Annotated in this window: 13 protein-coding genes; 5 read left to right on the forward strand and 8 right to left on the reverse strand. The window is 51.0% G+C overall.

Annotated elements, in window-relative coordinates:
- Positions 1–45: 45 nt before the first annotated feature.
- The 3 genes from cdd to sanA all read left to right on the forward strand — a co-directional run bounded on the left by cdd (position 46) and on the right by sanA (position 3,888).
- Positions 46–930, forward strand: a complete 885-nt coding sequence (cdd, locus tag AB3G37_RS17645; protein ID WP_369788639.1) for a cytidine deaminase — start codon at positions 46–48, stop codon at positions 928–930.
- A 234-nt stretch (positions 931–1,164) separates the two neighbouring features.
- Entirely contained in the window at positions 1,165–2,862 is a 1,698-nt protein-coding gene (locus AB3G37_RS17650; RefSeq protein ID WP_369788640.1) for an NAD-dependent malic enzyme, read from the forward strand.
- Between the two features lie 150 nt (positions 2,863–3,012).
- Positions 3,013–3,888: an outer membrane permeability protein SanA gene (gene sanA / locus AB3G37_RS17655; protein ID WP_369788641.1), complete on the forward strand. Its 876-nt coding sequence runs from the start codon at positions 3,013–3,015 to the stop codon at positions 3,886–3,888.
- 117 nt (positions 3,889–4,005) lie between these two features.
- On the opposite strand, the gene mglC is transcribed toward sanA, so the two are convergent.
- The 7 genes from mglC to AB3G37_RS17690 all read right to left on the reverse strand — a co-directional run bounded on the left by mglC (position 4,006) and on the right by AB3G37_RS17690 (position 12,583).
- Positions 4,006–5,016: a galactose/methyl galactoside ABC transporter permease MglC gene (mglC, locus tag AB3G37_RS17660; protein WP_009636679.1), complete on the reverse strand. Its 1,011-nt coding sequence runs from the start codon at positions 5,014–5,016 to the stop codon at positions 4,006–4,008.
- An 18-nt stretch (positions 5,017–5,034) separates the two neighbouring features.
- On the reverse strand, positions 5,035–6,555 hold the full coding sequence (gene mglA, locus AB3G37_RS17665) for a galactose/methyl galactoside ABC transporter ATP-binding protein MglA (protein WP_009636680.1): 1,521 nt from the start codon (positions 6,553–6,555) through the stop codon (positions 5,035–5,037).
- Between the two features lie 276 nt (positions 6,556–6,831).
- Positions 6,832–7,827, reverse strand: coding sequence for a galactose/glucose ABC transporter substrate-binding protein MglB (gene mglB / locus AB3G37_RS17670; RefSeq protein ID WP_009636681.1), 996 nt, complete (start codon positions 7,825–7,827; stop codon positions 6,832–6,834).
- A 265-nt stretch (positions 7,828–8,092) separates the two neighbouring features.
- On the reverse strand, positions 8,093–9,124 hold the full coding sequence (gene galS / locus AB3G37_RS17675; RefSeq protein WP_009636682.1) for an HTH-type transcriptional regulator GalS: 1,032 nt from the start codon (positions 9,122–9,124) through the stop codon (positions 8,093–8,095).
- Positions 9,125–9,378: 254 nt separating this feature from the next.
- On the reverse strand, positions 9,379–10,536 hold the full coding sequence (gene yeiB / locus AB3G37_RS17680) for a DUF418 domain-containing protein YeiB (RefSeq protein WP_369788642.1): 1,158 nt from the start codon (positions 10,534–10,536) through the stop codon (positions 9,379–9,381).
- Positions 10,537–10,665: 129 nt separating this feature from the next.
- Positions 10,666–11,328, reverse strand: coding sequence for a GTP cyclohydrolase I FolE (gene folE / locus AB3G37_RS17685; RefSeq protein ID WP_009636684.1), 663 nt, complete (start codon positions 11,326–11,328; stop codon positions 10,666–10,668).
- 127 nt (positions 11,329–11,455) lie between these two features.
- Positions 11,456–12,583, reverse strand: a complete 1,128-nt coding sequence (locus tag AB3G37_RS17690) for a YbfB/YjiJ family MFS transporter (protein WP_369788643.1) — start codon at positions 12,581–12,583, stop codon at positions 11,456–11,458.
- Between the two features lie 142 nt (positions 12,584–12,725).
- Here AB3G37_RS17690 and AB3G37_RS17695 point away from each other — a divergent pair, with 142 nt between their 5' ends.
- Together AB3G37_RS17695 and fghA are read left to right on the forward strand one after the other, a co-directional pair.
- Positions 12,726–13,607 (forward strand): LysR substrate-binding domain-containing protein, encoded by an 882-nt coding sequence (locus tag AB3G37_RS17695; RefSeq protein WP_369788644.1) that lies wholly within the window; start codon positions 12,726–12,728, stop codon positions 13,605–13,607.
- 25 nt (positions 13,608–13,632) lie between these two features.
- Positions 13,633–14,481 (forward strand): S-formylglutathione hydrolase, encoded by an 849-nt coding sequence (gene fghA / locus AB3G37_RS17700; protein WP_009636687.1) that lies wholly within the window; start codon positions 13,633–13,635, stop codon positions 14,479–14,481.
- 1,952 nt (positions 14,482–16,433) lie between these two features.
- Here the strand turns inward: fghA and gsiD are convergent.
- Entirely contained in the window at positions 16,434–17,354 is a 921-nt protein-coding gene (gene gsiD, locus AB3G37_RS17705; protein ID WP_369788645.1) for a glutathione ABC transporter permease GsiD, read from the reverse strand.
- Positions 17,355–17,362: the final 8 nt, after the last annotated feature.

Consider the following 17,362-nt stretch of genomic DNA (forward strand, 5'->3'; position numbering starts at 1 on the left):
AAGCCTCGTAAAATAACTTTCCGTAATGCTATCAAGGATGTCTCAATGCACACTCGTTTTGTCGCTGCTTATGCCGGCCTGCCCGCCAATCTGCAATCAGCCCTTGAGCCGATACTCAGTGATGACGACTTCCCCGCGATGTTGCGCTCCGAGCAGGTGAGCCTGATTAAATCGCAAACTGGTCTTGATGACACCGCATTAGCTTTTGCGTTGCTGCCTCTGGCCGCTGCCTGCTCAGTGGCCCCTATTTCCAAATTTTACGTGGGTGCCGTGGCGCGCGGCGTCAGCGGTAACCTGTATTTTGGAGCCAATATGGAGTTTCGCGGCGCCTCGATGCAGCAAACCGTTCATGCCGAGCAGTCTGCCGTGACTCATGCCTGGATGCGCGGAGAAAAACGGCTGGAGTCGATCACCGTTAATTACACCCCTTGCGGCCACTGTCGCCAGTTTATGAATGAACTTAACAGCGGGACTGAACTGGAGATCCATCTGCCAGATCGCGCCGTTGCCAGCCTCGGCGAGTATTTACCCTATTCCTTCGGCCCGCGTGATTTAGCCATTGAGACACTGCTGATGGACGACGTGGACCACGGCTATCAGCTTGCCAACGCCGCTCCGCTGGTTCAGCAGGCGCTAACGGCCTGTAATCAGAGCCATGCTCCTTACAGCCAGTCGCATAGCGGTATCGCGCTGGAAAGCTTTAGCGGTCAGGTATTTACCGGCCGCTATGCTGAAAACGCCGCCTTTAACCCAAGTTTGCCACCCTTACAGGCTGCGTTGATCGTGCTTAATCTAAGCGGAGAGGACTGCACCCGAATTAAACAGGCCGTGCTAGTCGAAAGCCACGATCCGCTGGTCAGCCAACACGATGCCACCCGCGCCACGCTCGCGGCATTGGGCTGTTTGCAGTTACAGCACGTCGAAATCTAACCTTCCATTACCGCACTCGTATTTCCTTCATAATAAGGGGCCATAATTTCTTGGCTCCCATTTCCTCCATTGATTAACGGTTTATCAACGCAGCTCCCCATTATTGTGAAAAAATTGAGTTAGAGCTTTCACCTCTGCTAAAGTCCTTGTCACACATATTTTAAAAACAATGTGACCTTTGCTCAGACCTTTTGCTTCACCTGTCCCCTACCAAGACCAGAAGAGTAAAAATTAATGGAACTTGAATACGAAAGTAAGCGTCCGCTGTATATTCCTCACGCAGGCCCGATCCTGTTGGAATTCCCGTTATTGAACAAAGGCAGCGCGTTTAGCCAAGAGGAGCGTGCCAATTTCAACCTGCACGGCCTGCTGCCTGAAACGGTTGAAACCATTGAAGAACAGGCCGCTCGTGCCTATCGCCAGTTTCAGGATTTCAAAACCGATATCGATAAACACATTTATTTGCGCAATATTCAGGACACCAACGAAACCCTGTTTTATCGCCTGATTGATGAACATTTAAGCGAGATGATGCCCGTGATTTACACCCCGACCGTGGGTGAAGCCTGTGAGCATTTCTCCGAGATTTATCGTCGCGCCCGTGGCTTGTTTATCGCCTATCCAAATCGCGAACACATCGATGACATGCTGCAAAACGCCACCAAACAGCACGTAAAAGTGATTGTGGTTACCGACGGCGAACGCATTCTTGGCCTTGGCGATCAGGGCATCGGCGGCATGGGCATTCCTATCGGCAAGCTGTCACTTTATACCGCCTGTGGCGGGATTAGCCCGGCCTACACGCTGCCAGTAGTGCTGGATGCCGGGACCAACAACCCGCAACTGCTTAACGATCCGCTGTATATGGGATGGCGACACCCGCGAATTACCGGCGAAGAATACTCCGACTTTGTTGATCAATTTATTCAGGCAGTGAAAGTTCGCTTCCCCAATGTGCTTTTGCAATTTGAAGATTTTGCACAAAAGAACGCTATGCCGCTGCTCAAGCGCTATCGCGAAGAGCTATGCTGCTTTAACGATGATATTCAGGGCACTGCTGCGGTCACCGTGGGCAGCCTGTTGGCAGCCAGCCACGCGGCCGGAAGCCGACTGCGTGACCAGACTGTAACCTTCTTGGGCGCGGGTTCTGCTGGCTGTGGTATCGCCGAACAAATCGTTGCACAGATGAAATCCGAAGGACTCAGCGAAGAGGAAGCCCGCGCGCGCATCTTCATGGTTGATCGTTTTGGCTTGCTCACCGACAAGCTGACTAACCTGCTGGATTTCCAGAGCCTGCTGGTACAGAAAACGGAAAAACTCGAAGGCTGGGACGTCGACAGCGACAATATTTCCCTGCTCGAAGTTGTGCGTCATGCTAAACCGACCGTACTGATCGGCGTCTCTGGACAGCCAGGTTTGTTTACTGAAGAAATTATTCGTGAAATGTACAAGCACTGCGAACGTCCGATCGTCATGCCATTGACCAATCCGACCTCACGTGTAGAAGCGCATCCTGCCGATATTATCACCTGGACCGACGGCGCCGCGCTGGTGGCAACGGGCAGTCCGTTTGCGCCGGTAACTTACAAAGACAAAGTTTACCCAATAGCTCAGTGCAATAACTCGTATATTTTCCCGGGTATTGGCCTGGCTGTGATTGCTTCTGGAGCCAAACAGGTAACCGACGGCATGCTGATGGCGGCAAGTCGCGCGCTGGCAGAGTGTTCGCCGCTGGCAACAGATGGCGTGGGTTCTTTGCTGCCCGACGTCAATGATATCCAGGGTGTATCGAAATGCATCGCTATGGAAGTCGCGAAAATGGCGCAGATTGAGGGCGTAGCACAGGTCACTACTGAAGACGCACTGTCGAAAGCCATCGAGCACAACTTCTGGGCTCCGCAGTATCGTAGCTATAAACGTACGTCGTTCTAACAGTCAAAGCGAAATCCGGCATCAGTCGTGGCGGATTTCGCTTAAAAACACAGCAAGCACCCTCGTTTAAGCCTCAGCTTATTGCTTCATCCCCGCAGGTAAAGTAGCCTTGAACCCTCTGCATCATTACTATGACTTTAAGGCAATACCATGATTAAGCGGCTAATAGTGAGCTTTATCGGCATCGTAGTCCTGATGCTGATTGTCGCTATTGGGCTTGACCGCTGGATCAGCTGGAAAACCAAAGATTACATTTACGATGAAGTGCAGCAGTTGCCCCATCGGCAGGTTGGCGTAGTGCTCGGCACCGCCAAATATTATCGCACCGGCGTAATCAATCAGTATTATCTTTACCGCATTCAGGGCGCGATTAATGCCTATAACAGCGGCAAGGTAAAATATTTGCTGCTCAGCGGCGACAACGCACTGCAAAGTTATAACGAACCGATGACCATGCGCCGTGACTTGATGGCTGCGGGGATCCCTTCCAGTGACATCGTGCTTGATTATGCAGGATTTCGCACACTGGATTCTATTGTGCGCACTCGCAAGGTCTTCGATACCAACGATTTTCTGATCATCACCCAAAGATTCCACTGCGAACGCGCGCTGTTTATTGCCTTACATATGGGCATTCAGGCGCAGTGTTTTGCCGTTCCGTCGCCGAAGGACATTCTCACCGTTCGCGTGCGTGAGATTTTTGCCCGTCTGGGTGCCTTGAATGATCTTTACATTCTTAACCGCCAGCCGCGTTTCCTGGGGCCGCTTATACCCATTCCGGCTGTGCATCATATTCCGGAAGATGCTCAAGGTTATCCAGCGGTTACGCCAGAACAAGTGGTCACCCTGCAACATATGCTGGCAGCGGAGAAGAAAGCGACCCTGAAGAAAAAGCGCGTTGCAGTACCCGACAAGAGCCTGGACCCCGAAGCCCCGGCAATCCCGGATTTGCTCGGTAAACCTGAATTTTTGCCATTGCCCGACAGCAGCACGAAAGATCCTGTTATTCCCCCTGCTCGTAAATAATGGGCAAAAAAAAGCAGAGTACAATCCTGTACCCTGCTATTAAAGGCTTCTGTATTACCCTCCGCCATTGAAACCGGAACAATGACTTTAGGTAAACTTCTTAGGTTAAGTTTTAACTTACTTCTTCTTGGCGTATTTCAGAGAATCCAGAGCCACGGCGAAGATGATAATTCCGCCTTTGATAATATACTGCCAGTAAGGATTAACACCGATGTAGGTCAAACCGTAGTTGATTACAGTAAAGATCAGCACCCCGGTTACCACGCCTGCTACAGAACCGACACCACCGGCGAATGAAACCCCACCGACAACGCAGGCTGCAATTGCGTCTAATTCATACATAAAACCAAGGTTGTTGGTCGCGCTGCCGATGCGCCCTGCTTCGAGCATCCCGCCAAAGGCATAAAACACCCCGGACAATGCGTAGATCATTATCAGATTTAGCGGAACGTTAACGCCGGAAACCTTGGCTGCTTCAGGATTACCACCGATGGCAAAAATGTTTTTGCCAAAGCGAGTCTTATTCCACAATACCCATACAAAGGCGATAGCAATAATCGCGTAGAAGGTAATATAAGACAGCTTTAGGCCGCCAAGAGTAATAAACCCTTGGGCAAACTGCGAGAAGTGGGAATCAAATCCGGCAATTGGCGACGCGCCCACATAATCGTAATACAGCGAGTTAATACCGTAGACGATAATCATGGTGCCTAAAGTCGTAATAAATGGCGTTACGTTGAGATAGGCAATAATAATCCCGTTGACCAGACCAATCACCGCACCAATCAGGCATACGGCAAGGATCACCAGCGGAATTGGCACTACTTCCAGATGCGGAAATACCTTGTTGACGTTGTCCATACCTTGCAGCATGGTCGCGGCTACGACTGCCGAAAGCCCTACCTGACGACCTGCGGAGAGATCGGTGCCCTGAGTTACAATCAACCCAGCCACGCCGAGTGCAATAATTACGCGCACAGACGATTGGGTAAGGATGTTGCCCAGGTTAATCAGGCTCAGGAAAGTCGGATCCTGGAATATAATAATTGCCAACAACACAAACAGTACAACATAAATCCCGCCCTCTTTAAAATAAGTGAGCATGCTTTTCTTATTTAATGCATTCATAATAAGAACCCTTAGAAATTAGAGGTGCAAGGATGCAAGGCGTAGAATTTCATTCTGCGAAGTATTTTTTGTTTCAACAATACCCGCAACCTGTCCATTGCTCATAACCAAAATTCGGTCGGTAATACCTAATAATTCCGGCATTTCAGAAGAGATAATAATAATCCCTTTATCTTTCTTGGCCAGTTCAGTCATTAATTGATAGATTTCGAACTTAGCTCCAACGTCAATGCCGCGCGTAGGTTCATCCAACATCAATATTTCTGGCTGAGTTAACAACCAGCGTCCAATAATGACTTTTTGCTGATTACCGCCGGACAGCGATCCAATACTGGTCTTATGTCCCGGAGTTTTAACGCGCATAGAATCGATAACCCATTGGGTATCACTTTTCATGCGATTATTATCAAGTAGACCTATTTTATTTTTATAACTACGAATATTCGAAATTAACGAGTTAAAGCCGATATCCAGATAAGCGTATATACCGGTTGAACGACGTTCTTCGGTCACCAGAGCAAAACCGTGGTTGATGGCTTCATTGGCACTGTGGTTATTTATTTTTTTGCCGTGCAGCTTAATAGTCCCTTGCACCTTTTCACGGATACCAAACAGTGTTTCAACGATGTCGGTGCGCTTGGCGCCCACCAGCCCGGCAATACCCAGGATTTCACCCTTGTGCAGGTCAAAAGAGATGTCGCGAATCGACGGCTGACGCAAAGATGTCAGGCCACGCACCTCCAAAATCACCTCTCCCGGCGTGTTTAAACGATCCGGGAAACGTTGACTCAATGAACGACCGACCATCATCGAGATGATCTTGTCCATGTCCAGGCCCTCAAGGGACTGTGACACAATCCACTGGCCATCGCGCAGGATGGTAATGTCATCGCACAGCTGGAAAATCTCTTCCATCTTGTGAGAAATATAGACAATTCCACAGCCGCGATCTTTCAGTTTACGAATAATGGTAAACAGGTGATTAACCTCTTTCTCGGTCAGAGAAGAGGTCGGTTCATCCATAATTACAATTTTCGCGTTATACGAAAAAGCCTTGGCGATTTCAATCATCTGCATTTGCGACACAGATAACTTTCCGCATTTTTCACGCGGGTCTATATCAATATCAAGCTCATCAAAAATTGCTTTGGTGTCTTGATACATTTTGTCCTGATCGACAAAAAAACCTTTCGTTGGATAACGGCCGAGCCACATGTTATCCATTACCGTACGCTGCAACACCAGGTTCAATTCCTGGTGAACCATCGATACACCCTGCTCTAACGCCTCTTTCGAGCTTTTAAAATTAACTTCCTTACCCTGAAAAAGAATGGTCCCTGAGTCTTTACTATAAATACCAAACAGGCATTTTAATAATGTAGATTTACCCGCGCCATTCTCACCCATCAATGCATGAATGGAATGTGGGCGCACTTTTAAATTCACATTGTCTAACGCCTTTACGCCCGGAAATGATTTATTAATTCCACTCATTTCCAGCAGCCACTCGCGGGGCTGTTCCGTATTAAGATCGGCCATAGCGCTACCTAATTAAATGAAACCGGGCTAAAGATTAAAATCGCCGGTCAGATATTTCCTGACCGGCTGACCTAAGCGACATAACGCAAAGTATATTTACTTAACCAGCTCGTAAGACTTGCTTAAAACATGCCACTGCTTTTAGCTTCTTAGCCGACTAACCTTCCCACTTCTTTTATATCCGTACTTCAGGTCAAAATAGTGTTGGCTGCAATACTCGCTTAAAACAAAAACTCTCAATCATTGACGATGTAGCGAGGCGGCAAGTACGACAAATTATTTGACGAAATCACTAAGATTATCTTTATCAACTGGCTTATAGGCAACGCGTACCACTTTATCAACGATTTTCCATTGAGTGCCGTCTGCAGCTGGTTTACCTTCTGCCAGGTTTTTGGCCAGATCAAAAGTCGCTTTTGCCTGGTTGTCTGCATCGTTCAACACGGTACCGGCCATCGCACCTGATTTCACCAGCGCCAACGCTTCTGGCAGGGCATCGATACCGAATACTGGAATGGCGGATTTGTTGTGAGCTTTCAAGGCTTCTACTGCACCCATTGCCATCGCATCGTTGTTGGCGATTACGACTTCAATCTTGTTGGCATTTGGGCCTGAGAACCAGGCGTCGGTTTTATCCTTCGCTTGAGCGGTATCCCACATTGCGGTATCAAGCTGCAGCTGTTGGGTTTTAATGCCTTGATCGTTCAGCGTTTTAACCACATAAGTGGTACGAGCTTCAGCATCAGGATGGCCTGGTTCGCCTTTCAACAGCACATACTGAATGATACCGTCTTTATTCAGATCCCATGACGGATTGGCTTTCCAGTGTTTGGCAATCAGTTGCCCCTGGATCACACCAGATTCTTTAGAATCGGTACCGACGTAATACACTTTGTCGTAGCTATCCAGGTCTTTGCGTGAAGGTTCTTTGTTAAAGAACACAACCGGAATACCTGCACCGCGGGCTTTCTCGATAATCACAGGAGCAGCAGCCGGGTCTACCAGGTTAATAGCCAAAGCTTTTACGCCCTTGGCAATCAACACGTCAACCTGATCGTTTTGCTTGGACTGGTCATTCTGCGAGTCATTCATCAGCAGCTGAATATTTGGCGCCGCTTTCGCATCTTTCTCGAGATCTTTGCGCAGGCCAGACATGAAATTGTCATCGTATTTATAGATAGTGACACCGATACGGGTATCAGCAGCATGAGCGGCAGTGCCAAACATCATGCAGGCAGCCAGAGTAGCCAGGGTGAAAGCCTTCTTATTCATTTGTATCTCCGGTTTTGTGTAGGGGGGTACAGAATTTGGTGTCTGTCCAATATCTTTTAAATCGACATTTTTGCCAGATACCCGCCTTCCTTGACGAAGATCTTCCTGAACTGCCAATCATCACTTTTGTTATTTATTTGTGCTGTGTATCAATCAAAATGAAACAGATAGAATCATCCTGAAAACGCCTGAATCATAATAGGTGCGATGTTAATAAACTGTGAAAGTTCTCACAGATTGAAAACGGTTACATCAGATTAAATTCTCAGGGAGTGACGGGTGCCACACTTTGCCATGGCGCTACAGAATGACGCCTTACCAGCGTAGGCATAAAACAGTGGGAAACTCCGGCAGATAGCTGATTGGCTGCTCCCTGAAGCGCCAGCTCGGTCGCCAGCGTGGCCATGGAGATGATCGGATAGCGCACGGTGGTCAGCTTCGGACTGGTATAACGAGCGATGGGAATATCATCGAATCCGACCAATGAAAATTCGCTGGGAATGCGAATACCGTTTTCTTTCAATACCGCCAGAGCACCGGCGGCCATAGAATCGTTGTAGGCGAACACCGCGCTGAGGTTCAAATTTCTCCCCAACAGCTCGACCATTGCCGCCTCACCGCCTTGTAAATCGGGAGAGCCTTCCGCGCGCCAGCTGTCCGGTGGCAAGGTTTGGTCGTGACGTGCCTGCTTCATGGCGGTTACGTAGCCTGCAAAACGCTGGGTTTCATCGGCAATAGCATGGCTGGAACCTATATAGCCGATACGCTGATGCCCTTGAGATATAAGCAGTTTAGTTGCAATCTCGGCACCAACGACGTTTTCCAGCGACACACAACGGTGTTCGTAACCGCTTACCACACGGTTGATCAGTACCATGCCGGGAACTTGATCCATAAACAGTGCCAGCTCGGCATCTCCCAACGCTTTAGCATGTACGATCAATGCGTTACAGCGCTGGCGGATCAGGACTTCAATCGCGTGACGTTCTTTTTCGGCCTGATGGTAACTGTTGCCAATCAGCACATATTTATTGTGCTGCTGGGCCACGGTATCAACCGCTTTGACCAATGCACCGAAGAACGGATCGGAGACATCCATGACCACTACGCCAATGGTATCGCTGCTTTGAGTTGCCAGTGCCTGCGCATTGGCGTTTGGCCGATAGCCCAGCACCTTGACCGCGCTAAGCACCTGTTCTCGCGCCTCTTTACTGGCAATAGCGGGATTATTCAAGACTCTGGAAACCGTGGCAACAGACACGCCGGCCAGTTTGGCAACATCACGAATGGTAACCATAGGTCGCTCCGCAGGTCGTGAACAGAGGCCGACGGCAGCTAGGAAGAGATGAACCCCGGGCAGAAGAGAGAAAGTCTAGCGAAAGAGAAAGTACAGTGATCATGGTTGTTTCCTGTTTTAGTTAAGCGATCGGCTTACTCTGCACGACCGCTATCCTAAACACTTTGACGACAAACCAGCGTGAGTCTCGTCACAGCTCAGAAAACGTTTACATACAATTTTGCAACTTTTGTCGCATCCTCACACAATCTGCGTCATCGGCCGCTATTGGCAGGTTCTCCAGCGGCCTTGGCAGTCAACTGACGCCACAGCCATTCCATCGGCCCCTGACGGAAATAGTGCAACCAGCACAGCGTGACGGTCAGGTTTATCAGCCAGACAGCGGGAACCAGCGCCAATAACTGCAACCGATTGAAATGTTGATAAAAATGAAGTGTATTAAAGAAAAAATCGCAAATCAGCGTTTGCAGTAGGTAGTTGGTCAGCGCCATTCGCCCCACTTGCGACATCCACAGAGCCCAACGCTGCTTCACCAGCCATGGCCAGCAGCCATAGCACAGCGCCAGATAACCCATGGCTTGCATCAGCGCGCCTATTTCACGCGGGGCCTGTAAATAAAAACCGCTCCAACGATAGTCCCAACCAGTGTGCCAGGCAATGGCCACCGCCGGGATCTGAATGATCCATGAAAGCGGTAACAATACTGCCGCTACGCCAAGATAATGGCGAACGTTAAACTGCCCTTTCAACCAGCCGCTGCGCATCAGGCTCGCGCCCATCAACATTGCACCGCCCAATTCCCAGCCATATTGCACGGCCACTGAAATCAGGCTCGACGACAGTAAGTCCAGCCGATTATTGATTGCCTCAATGCCGCCTTTGAAGCGCCAAAACTGCTCGTACTGCAACTCGGCATAACCAGGATTCCAGAAGCTGCCGGGATCAGGTTTAGAAATCAGGCCAAGCATTAACAGAATCGCCACGCCCATGAGATATAACATCACGCCGGTTCGAAACAGTGTTTGATTGCTTTTCGCCTCGCGCACCAGCCGCCAAAACACCAGCCCTATCAGGCCATAAGAAAGCAAAATGTCGCCATCCCAGAAAAACACCGCGTGGATCAACCCGCACAGCAGCAACAGCGAAAGTCGAGACTGGATCCAGGCCTTGCCGCGCGGTAACAGCAAATGCAACCCCGCGCCGAACAGCATGGCAAACATCATCAGGAATTTCCCTTGCGCTAGCACGTCAAGCACGGCCCACGTCCAGGCATCAACGCCAGAAGGTTGCCCAGCATAGGCAGGATTCAGGTAAGCGGCCTTGGGCAGGCCAAACGAGCTGATATTAAGAAGAAGGATGCCGAAAATGGCGATGCCACGGGCAAAATCAAGGGTAGCAATACGTGGGCGCATCAATAACGTCCTGTCGCAGGGATACAAAAGCAAACGCCTCGAGAGGCCCTGGGGCTCTTCGAGGCGTTTGCCCTGAAAATTGGCTTCGAGCCAATACTGTACAGTATAGCGATTTTATCAACGCAGCTATCAGTTATGACGTACTGTGCGCAAGAACTCCTGACGGGTATTCTGGCTGGTTTTAAACAGGCCGCCCAGGGAGGTCGTCGTGGTCGCGCTGGTCGCATCACGGATACCGCGCGCTTTCACACAGTAGTGAACTGCATCGATAGACACTGCAACGTCTTTGGTGCCAAGCAGGGTTTGCAGAGCAATCAGGATCTGCTGAGTCAAACGTTCCTGCACCTGTGGACGCTGCGAGAAGAACTGCACGATACGGTTGATTTTGGACAAACCAATCACCGCGTCTTTAGGGATGTAAGCCACCGTCGCTTTACCATCGATAGTGACAAAATGGTGCTCACAGGTGCTGGTCAGCGTGATATCACGCACCGAAATCATCTCGTCGACCTTCATCTTGTTAGTGATAACGGTGATTTTCGGGAAGTTGGCGTAGTCGAGGCCGGAGAAAATCTCATCGACATACATCTTGGCGATGCGCGTCGGGGTTTCAGCCAGACTATCGTCATTCAGGTCAAGATTGAGCAGCTGCATGATACCGGTCATATGCTCTTTAATCCGCTGTTTGCGGGTATCGGCGTCTAAAGACGGCTCTTCACGCAGCGGGGTTTCAAGACCACGGGCCATTAACGCCTCATGAACCAATACAGCTTCTTTACTCAATGTTGCCATTTTCTTCTTTCTCCAGCAGTTGATATCACCTTGATGCAGATCACACCAAAATGAGGTGGCTTACTGTAGTTGAGTCCGCCCGCAGAATCCAGTGATTGCTCTTCATGATGGCTGAAATAGCTCGAAGTTATCGACTGCGTTTGATGACCAGTGCTCCGGCGAGCCAGAATCCGGCCATAGCCACATAAAGTGCGGGCTCAAGTCGATGAGTCAGCGAGGTGGAAACCGCCGATAGCAGGGGTCCCATCAATTGCCCGACGGCATAACCGGTGGTGAGTAAACCTGCCATGTAACGTGCATGGTTGGGTGCCAGCTCGCGGCTGTACTGTAACGCCAGCTGAACCACACACAGGAACCCGCCACCGGTTAGCAAAGCGCCGATAATCAGCCCGTTAACACCGGGAACAATTTCTGAACAGAGTACGCCAATTCCCTGCATCCATAGCGTCAACGCCAGACGCTGATGCGTTTTCAGGCAGTGTCGGGTCATGATACCGATAACAATGCCGATCATTGACGCGCCGCCAAACACCGGCCAGACAAACTGTGCGAACAGACTATCGGGAAAACGAGCGTTGGCCATCTGTGAGAAAAATGTCGCAGGAAGGATATAACCAAAGCCTGCCAGGCTGTAACACAGCACCAACCTTTTGAGGTCAGGAGTCAGGATTAACGGAGTCGTCGATACATTGGCGCGGTGCAGCTCACCGGCGCGAGGAAAATTGCGGGTAATAAGCAGCACCAGAATCAGCGCTAATCCACCATAAACTGCCCAGGCTACGGCAGCGCTCAGCGCCAGACTGTGAATGGCGGCAGCAACAATACCGCTGAGGAAAATTCCCGCACCGGGGCCAGCAAACACCGCAGCGCTCATCGCCGGGCGGCCATAGTGTGCCAATCGCTCGTTGCACCAGGCCGAAATCAACACCATCGCCCAACCGCTGGTCCAGCCAATCACAAAGCGGATGACAGAATGCCAGATTTCGCCAGTGACCACGGCAGAAAGCAACGTCAGCACCACCGCTCCCCAAACGCCAATCCACAGGCGGCGTTCAACGTGACGGGTGGATTTCATCGCGTCATAGGCACCAAACAGGTAACCAAGATAGTTAAATGCTGCCACTAATCCAGCACCGGTCAACGTAAACTGATGTTCCGCGATCATCAACGGAACCTGGGGAGTGAACGCAAAACGCCCTATTCCCAATGCCACTACAAAGGCCAAAAAGCCGGTCAGTGCTACACGAAATGCCATACTCACTCCAGAAAAGTCTGTGGTTATTCGCACGGCTCAAAATTCTCGTGCGTTAAAAATTCTGTTAATCATGATGACCTAAAGTTAGAATCACGAATAGTGAATAATACAAACAAACTTCGTTACGATAAGAGAATAAATTATGGATCTTACCCAGTTACGAATGTTTTGCTGTGTGGCAGAAACCGGCTCGGTAGCGCGTGCAGCACAACAGCTCCACCGCGTGCCGTCTAACTTGACCACCCGCCTGCGCCAGCTTGAACAAGAGCTGGGCACTGATTTGTTTATCCGCGAAAAACAGCGACTACGGCTTTCAGCTATTGGCTACAACTTTTTGAGTTACGCTAAACGAATTCTGGCGTTGAGTGAAGAAGCGCTGGCTTTAACCCATGCCGGTGAACCTGCTGGGCAATTCGAGCTGGGCGCAATGGAAAGCTCGGCAGCGACACGCCTTCCTGCTCTGCTTGCGGCTTATCATCAGCGTCATCCACAGGTTGCACTTTCGCTGAACACCGCACCGTCGGGCGAAACCATCGACAGCGTCCGTTCTGGAAAACTGGCCGCAGGTCTGGCTGAAGGTCCAATTGACGATGAAGATTTAACCGGCTGCGTGGCTTTCCAGGAACGGTTGGTACTCATCTCCCCGCTGGGAGAAGACCCAATGGTCACCCTTCCTGGCCGACCGGGACACACGGTATTTGCGTTTCGTCCCAGCTGCTCTTATCGTCAACGTTTAGAGAACTGGATGAGGCATGCCGGATTTCACGCCAACAGCACCATGGAGATTCAGTCATATCACTCCATGGTCGCCTGCGTCGCCAGCGGGGCGGGTATTGCCATGCTGCCGCGCAGTCTGCTGGATCAAATGCAGGGCAAAGAACGCGTGCAAGTACATGATTTAAATGAGAAATTCTCCGCCAGCACTACTTGGCTGTTTTGGCGGCGCGATGCTTTTGGGCCTAACGTAAGGGCATTGCAGGAACTGATTTTGGAGCTGAATGGCTCTGTGAATTTAGCGCATTAATTATAAAACTCTAAAGGAGCAACAGATGAGCACATCAATAGAACTTCTGGAAGAACACCGGATGTTCGACGGCTGGCAACAGCGTTATCGTCACTTCTCCAGCAGTTTGCAAAGCAGCACCACCTTCAGCATCTACCTGCCGCCGCCGCGTGATGACAATCCGCCTCCGGTGGTTTATTGGCTATCGGGCCTGACCTGCAACGATGAAAACTTCACAACCAAAGCAGGCGCACAGCGCATTGCTGCAGAATTAGGGCTCGTTTTGGTGATGCCGGATACCAGCCCGCGCGGTGAAGATGTCGCCAACGACGAAGGTTACGATTTAGGCCAGGGCGCTGGTTTTTACTTAAATGCGACCCAGTCACCATGGGCAGCTCATTATCGAATGTACGACTACGTTATCGATGAGCTTCCGCTACTGCTGCAGGAACACTTCAATATCAGCGATCGCCAGTCGATTATGGGTCACTCGATGGGCGGACACGGCGCATTGATGCTGGCCTTACGCAATCCCCAGCGTTTCCACTCCGCTTCTGCTTTTGCACCCATTGTTAATCCATGTCAGGTAGCTTGGGGTCGCAAGGCGTTTAGCGCCTATCTCGGCGACGACGAGAGTCAATGGTTACAGTATGACAGCTGCCATTTGCTGAGTGTTTATCCGGCAGATCAGGCGACTTTTCCTATTTTGGTCGATCAGGGCGACAATGATCAGTTCCTCGCCGACCAGCTACAACCGGCCAAGCTCGCCGAACTGGCCCGTCAGCGCGACTGGCCGCTGCAGCTGCGTGTACAGCCTGGTTATGACCATAGCTATTTCACTATCGCGAGCTTTATTGAGGATCACCTGCGTTTCCATGCCGGGAATTTGGGATAGACCGCTCCCTTAGCGGTTTTAGATTGGCAATCTAAAGGCAACTTTTTTGTGCTGCGCACTGGCTTGTGTGCTGCGCACGGCCTTTAATGCTGCGCATGGCCCTTAATGCTGCGCATGGCTTAACTTCAAATTCAAATTCAACTTCATGCGCTGCGCTTACTGGGCTGCGGCCCAGACCGCCTCAAGGGTGGCCCTTGGGCCGCCACCCTTAAGAATCCCCGGCCCCTTTTCTCGTGACCAGATTGGTGCAAAAAAAGTAGATCTTTTCAGAAGCCTCGGTGCGTGGCGTTGGCCACGGCCCTGCGGGCTGCCTTCACTCAGTCGGGAGCCAAAAGCGTCTCCCTTTCCTTCGCTCAGCGTAGGCCTGAGGCCGCCAATAGTAGCTAAAAAGAAAAACCGGCAACTCTACGGCGGTCAACGCTACGCCTGATGCTGCGCATGGCCTTTAGCTTAACTTCAAATTCAACTTTAACTTCATGCGCTGCGCTTACTGGGCTGCGGCCCAGACCGCCTCAAGGGTGGCCCTTGGGCCGCCACCCTTAAGAATTCCGGGCCCTTGTCGCCGTTGAATAAAACGGTTCTCAAGTTTGTAGCTCTTTCCAGTCACTCCTCTGTGTGGCGCGTTGCCGCGTGGCTCCGCCATTCCTTCGCTCGGTCAGGAGCCAAAAACGTCTCCTTCCTCTCACTCAGCGCCGTCACGGAGTGCGCCAATATTAGCCCCTAGGGAAAACCGCTCCCTCCTTTTTTAAATAAAACTCACAACGGCAAAGGAAAAATAATGGGTAAGAGCGATGGATTTTTGACTTTATGCCGGATGGAAAGTTTTTGGACCTAAGGTCAGGTTGCCGATTTTTCTTTAATAGCCCTGATTGGCGGTCTCGGGGCGGCGCTGAGGGAGGGAGAAAGACGTTTTTGGCTTTCGAACGAACGAGGGGACCGCGCAGCGGCGCGACCAACGCCACACACAATGGCAACTGAAACGAACTCATCGTCTGGTGCCGTACAGGCAAGCGACACCCAAAGGGCGCGGAGATGCAAGAGGGCTCGCCCTGGAGACCTCTTGCCCGGTTCCGGCGCTGCCGGCTAATTGACCATTGAAATGAGTGAACCGGAAAAACTCCTCGGAATTTAATGGCCTTAGAAGTTAATCGCGATCAATGCCACACTTGATGCTTTGCATGGCTTAACTTCAACTTCAACTTCATGCGCTGCGCTTACTGGGCTGCGGCCCAGACCGCCTCAAGGGTGGCCCTTGGGCCGCCACCCTTAAGAATTCCGGGCCCTTGTCGCCGTTGAATAAAACGGTTCTCAAGTTTGTAGCTCTTTCCAGTCACTCCTCTGTGTGGCGCGTTGCCGCGTGGCTCCGCCATTCCTTCGCTCGGTCAGGAGCCAAAAACGTCTCCTTCCTCTCACTCAGCGCCGTCACGGAGTGCGCCAATATTAGCCCCTAGGGAAAACCGCTCCTTCCTTTTTTAAATAAAACTCACAACGGCAAAGGAAAAATAATGGGTAAGAGCGATGGATTTTTGACTTTATGCCGGATGGAAGGTTTTTGGACCTAAGGTCAGGTTGCCAATTTTTCTTTAATAGACCGAATTGGCGGTTTCGGGCCGGCGCTGAGCGAGGGAGAAAGACGCTTTTGGCTTTCGAACGAACGAGGGGACCGCGCAGCGGCGCGACCAACGCCACACTCGGTGGCAACTGAAACGAACTCATCGTCTGGTGCCGTACAGGCAAACGACACCCAAAGGGCGCGGAGATGCAAGAGGGCTCGCCCTGGAGACCTCTTGCCCGGTTCCGGCACTGCCGGTTAATTGACCATTGAAATTCGTGAACCGGAAAAACGCCTCGGTGATCATTGACCTTAAAAAGCCTGTGCGCAGCACCTAAAGCCCGTGCGCTGCGCATGAAGTTGAATTTTGAAGTTAAACCTTGTGCAGCAATATAAAAACCTAGCTTTTAAGCTTAGGATCCAGGGCATCCCTTAATCCGTCCCCCAATAAATTAAACGCCAACACGGTTAAAAATATCGCCAGACTGGGGAAAATAGCCTCGTGAGGAGCAGTAACCATGTCCGCACGAGCTTCGTTGAGCATTGCGCCCCACTCCGGCGTTGGCGGCTGCGCGCCCATGCCCAGGAACGACAGGCTTGCGGCAGTAATGATTGAGGTGCCGATGCGCATGGTGAAATACACCACCACCGATGACAGCGTGCCGGGCAGAATATGGCGGAACAGAATAGTCATGTCCGAAGCGCCAATACTGCGCGCCGACTCAATATAGGTGAGATTTTTCAATACCAGCGTATTGGCCCGCACCAAGCGAGCGAAGGCCGGAATACTAAAAATCGCCACTGCGACAACAACGTTCGCCATGCCATTTCCCATTACAGCAACCACGGCAATTGCCAGCAAAATACCCGGAAAGGCAAACAGCACGTCACAGACGCGCATGGTTACCCTGTCCCACCAGCCTTCATAGAAACCGGCCATCAGCCCCAGCACTGTGCCAATCGCCGCGCCGAGGATAACCGATAACACCCCGGCCGCCAGCGAGATCCTCGCGCCCATCAGAATACGGCTAAAAATATCCCGCCCCAAAGAATCAACGCCCAACCAATGCAGCAGCGAAGGCCCTTCATTCAAGCGGTCATAATCAAAGTAGTTTTCAGGATCGAACGGCACCAGCCATGGCGCCAATATTGCTGCGCCAATCAACAGAACAACAAATATGCCGGCGACCAGCGCAATATGCTGCTTGCGAAAACGTCGCCAAAAAGCGCGCCACGGCGTGCGTACCGGCTTACTGCTTACCTTTTCCTGTGTGACCAGTGGCATGGATGCCAGCGCGGCTTTGCGTCGCCAGTTTTTCATGCGCTTAC

The sequence above is a fragment of the Rouxiella sp. WC2420 genome, assembly GCF_041200025.1.
In the GTDB taxonomy this organism is placed as follows: domain Bacteria; phylum Pseudomonadota; class Gammaproteobacteria; order Enterobacterales; family Enterobacteriaceae; genus Rouxiella.